We start from the raw sequence: 3,794 nt of genomic DNA on the forward strand, positions 1-3,794 counted from the left end.
TGAAACGCTGCGCTTCGGCACGAGGCCTCGCTTGGGCTGCGCCACATTTCCCTTCTGTCACTCGTTTGCATCCGCAAACTCCGTGCCAGTCCCTAACGTCCCGTTACCGGGACTCAGGGTCGGGAAACGTCGTCTCCACTAGTTCGTTATGCGCAAGACCGTTAAAAAATATATTGTTTTCTCGTAAACTAAGTAGTTGACAATGTAATCCAAATAAATATAATATGAATAGTGGAGAAACGAATTTGCCATTATCCCTTAAAAAAAATCAAAGATCTGATTTTGGAGGGAAAATATTCGGTAACGAGAAGTGCCCAGAAAACAGCTGTTGAACATTTTGGATATGGTGAAGAAGATATAATTAATGAAGTTCTTAATTTGCAAAATGCAGACTTTTTCAAATCAATGACTTCTCATAATAATCACCTCCTATGGCATGACGTTTATAAAAAAACGAGTAAAGACTTTAGAATATATATTAAAATCCAAATTTCTAACAGTAATACATTGGTTATTTCTTTTAAAGGAGATGAAAGCATATGAAAGATAAAAAATGGGTAGATTGTCCTTCTTGTGGAGAAATTAATTCTATGGTTTTCAAATCTGATGTATCTGAAAACTATATGGTAAAAGATTATGGTACTCTTAAAATTAACAACTTAGAAGGTTATTTTTGCAAAAGTTGTAAAGACGGTATTTTCACTAGAAAGTCTCAGAATCATATCAATTCTGCAATTGCTGAGTTTAAAGCAAAAAAGGATGCTGAGGTTACTGTTGCTGCTGATCTTATTAGTGTAGATGAGATGGCGAAAAAAATGAAATTAACTCGTCAATCTATTCATAAAATGATGAATATTGGAAAAATTAGATATGTCTTCGTTGGAGACATTAGATTACCTTTAAAAAATCAAAAACTTTCACACAAATAACGGTCCAGCGCATAACAGCATGGAAACGCTGCGCTTCGGCACAAGGCCTCGCTTGGGCTACGCCACATTTCCCTTCTGTCACTCGTTTGCATCCGCAAACTCCGTGCCAGTCCCTAACGTCCCGTTAACGGGACTCAGGGTCGGGAAACGTCGTCTCCACTAGTTCGTTATACGACATTTTGAATAAGAATATTTAACTGAGGAATAAATGAGCGATCAAATAACAGCAGCGGCAATAGGTTCAGCTACAGCAATCACCGTCATGATAACAAAAGATATAATGTGGAGTTTTTTCCAAGAAAGGAAAAAAATAAACGTGAATTACTTGAACGAATTAAACTATATAGTTCGCCATTTTCTCAATCCTTAAGTCTTTTAGCCTGGCGATTAAAAGAAATTATCGAGAAAAGAGGAATTCTATTTTCTTCAATTGAGCAAACAGAATTTACAGAATATAAAAAGCTATCGACTATTTACAGATTATCCGCAGCAATAGGATGGCTTAGAGCATTGAGAATTGAACTTTCATACATTGAGGATATTAAAAATTCAAAAGATTCTGAAAAAATTGAAACAGGTATTAGAAATTTCGAAAAATCACTCGCAGATGGCGAACATATTGAAGAAGAGATATTTACAGAACTTATGGATAGTCTAAATATCGATATAAATTCAATTGAAAAATCAAATAAAGAAAAATTAATGGCGGACATTGACCATATTAGAAGTTTATATCTTCAAACAAAACAACGCAGCAAAATAAATAGAGAAATTAAAGAAAAAATCAAAACCAGCTTAAGAAAGGCAGGAATTTTATCCCCAAGTTTAAATCGATTAAATCTAAAAAAAATATTCGAAAGAAACGAACGATGGATTTACAGGGACTATCAATCTTCTATTGGTGATTTTATGCTAAAAGATACAACAGGTCCGAGAAAATTTAATATAATTGGTTTTGCCGATTTTATAGATAAACGAAATCAATGGAAGGAAAAATATAATAATCATATTGAAGCAATGGATTCATTATTCATGAATCTTAATATAGATGAAGTTTCGATAAATGATGCGAGACCACATCAAATAAGAAGAATGTTTAAAGCTTCTGTTGAATTGCTAATAATTTTATCCGATTTATCTGAAAACTTTCCAATTTCCAGAAGTGAATTAACAAATTTGGAAGTAGCAATTCAAAACGTCGTATAACAGCAACTAACCGCTTCGCTTCGGGACGAGCCCTCGCTTGGGCTGCGCCACATAGGCTTCTGGCACTCCCCTTGCATTCGCAAGTGTCGTTCCAGTCCCTAACGTCCCGTTCCGGGACTCAGGGCCAGCCTACGTCGGTTAGCTAGTTCGTTATACGACATTTTGAAAAAGGAACTTTTATGAGCGATAAAATTTCAGATTTAGAAATACTTAGTAATTACTACAACAAAACAAATATATTAATAGCAGATTTGGAAAATTCTCAAAAAGTAAAAATTCCTTCACAAATTTACCATTATACATCACTTCAGGCAATATATTCTATCCTAAAGCAAAAGACAATTCGATTAACAAATTGTGAATTTTTAAATGACAATAGCGAAATTATCTATATAAGAAAAATCATTTCTGAACTATTAGATACAGACAAAGAAATCAACAATTTTCATTCAGATTCAAATTTTCCCCAAATTTTTAAAGATAGTGTTTTAAAGACCTTTGATGAACATATTGAAAAACTAACACCGAATATATTTTTACTTTCACTTACTGAATCAAATCATTCTTTAAGTATGTGGTCTGGATATAGTGATTACGATGGCTATCGAATAACCTTTGATTTTGAAAAAATTGTAAATGAAATTGTTTCTTCAGGAAATAATACTTTCATTTCTGAAAAAAATGAACGCGTAAAATTGAAAAACTTTACATATGCAGGAAAAGTAATATATTCGAAAAAAACGCAAACCGATTATCTAAAAAATATTTTATTAATTTTTGCAACGGTAATATATGATTTAGGTAACGTTAAATTTGACTCACAGAAAGCTACAGATTTTAACAAAGAGTCTATCTCTGATATTTTCGGAAAAATATTCGCCTTTGCATATATATGTAAGGACGATTGTTTTGAATATGAAAATGAACATAGGATAGCGATTACCTTTGATCATAAGAGCAGCGATCGATTATTAGTAGAAAAATTTCGATTAGCTCGTGGGTCATTAATACCTTATATAGAACTTGATTTCACTGATCCAAAACATAAGCTCCTTCCAATTGAAGAAATCCAAATCGGACCCAAAATAAATATTGATATTGCAGAGAAAGGTCTAAATCCTTTTCTTGAAAGTTCAGGTTATAAAAAAATAATTGTTACGAAATCAAAAATTCCACTCAGATAATCCAAAACGTCGTATAACAGCAACTAACCGCTTCGCTTCGGGACGAGCCCTCGCTTGGGCTGCGCCACATAGGCTTCTGGCACTCCCCTTGCATTCGCAAGTGTCGTTCCAGTCCCTAACGTCCCGTTCGGGACTCAGGGTCAGCCTACGTCGGTTAGTCTAGTTCGTTAGTTGCAATTGCGCGAACCCAAAGCTTAGAATAATAATTTGCGTTATCAAAGGCAATTATATGATTGACTCACACATATAATTGTGTAAGAATTGAATTACTTATGGCCACTAATCTAAACATTGACTCCAAATTACTTGATGAAATACGTGGATTCAATAAGTGGATTGAAAACCAAAAGAGAAACTGTAAACACCGCACTCATTGAATTTATTAAAAAGCACAAACAGAAAGAAATTATTAAGTTTTTCAATACCATTGAATACGATTCAAAAGTGACTATAAAAAACTCAGAGCTTAAGTTCC

5 protein-coding genes and 1 pseudogene are annotated in these 3,794 nt (G+C 33.8%); all 6 read left to right on the top strand.

The genetic code is table 11. The annotated features are described in order from the left end of the window. Positions 1–200: pseudogene (locus LEP1GSC199_RS21560) on the top strand (hypothetical protein); the annotation flags it as partial. Between the two features lie 31 nt (positions 201–231). Further along, positions 232–543, top strand: a complete 312-nt coding sequence (locus LEP1GSC199_RS01425) for a type II toxin-antitoxin system MqsR family toxin (protein ID WP_002976164.1) — start codon at positions 232–234, stop codon at positions 541–543. Further along, entirely contained in the window at positions 540–929 is a 390-nt protein-coding gene (locus tag LEP1GSC199_RS01430; RefSeq protein WP_002976165.1) for a type II toxin-antitoxin system MqsA family antitoxin, read from the top strand. Before LEP1GSC199_RS01425 ends, LEP1GSC199_RS01430 begins: the two co-directional genes overlap by 4 nt. A gap of 282 nt (positions 930–1,211) precedes the next feature. Further along, positions 1,212–2,135, top strand: a complete 924-nt coding sequence (locus LEP1GSC199_RS01435; protein WP_002976167.1) for a hypothetical protein — start codon at positions 1,212–1,214, stop codon at positions 2,133–2,135. Positions 2,136–2,314: 179 nt separating this feature from the next. Then, entirely contained in the window at positions 2,315–3,319 is a 1,005-nt protein-coding gene (locus tag LEP1GSC199_RS01440; RefSeq protein ID WP_002976163.1) for a DUF2971 domain-containing protein, read from the top strand. Positions 3,320–3,628: 309 nt separating this feature from the next. Continuing rightward, positions 3,629–3,794: type II toxin-antitoxin system VapB family antitoxin (locus LEP1GSC199_RS01445; RefSeq protein ID WP_232420537.1), on the top strand; the 166-nt coding region annotated here is incomplete at its 3' end.

This window comes from Leptospira vanthielii serovar Holland str. Waz Holland = ATCC 700522, assembly GCF_000332455.1.
GTDB classification, from domain to species: domain Bacteria; phylum Spirochaetota; class Leptospiria; order Leptospirales; family Leptospiraceae; genus Leptospira_A; species Leptospira_A vanthielii.

Coding starts and splice junctions, on each gene's coding strand:
- LEP1GSC199_RS01430 (WP_002976165.1), top strand. CDS start 540: ATGAAAGATAAAAAATGGGTAGATTGTCCTTCTTGTGGAGAAATTAAT.
- LEP1GSC199_RS01440 (WP_002976163.1), top strand. CDS start 2,315: ATGAGCGATAAAATTTCAGATTTAGAAATACTTAGTAATTACTACAAC.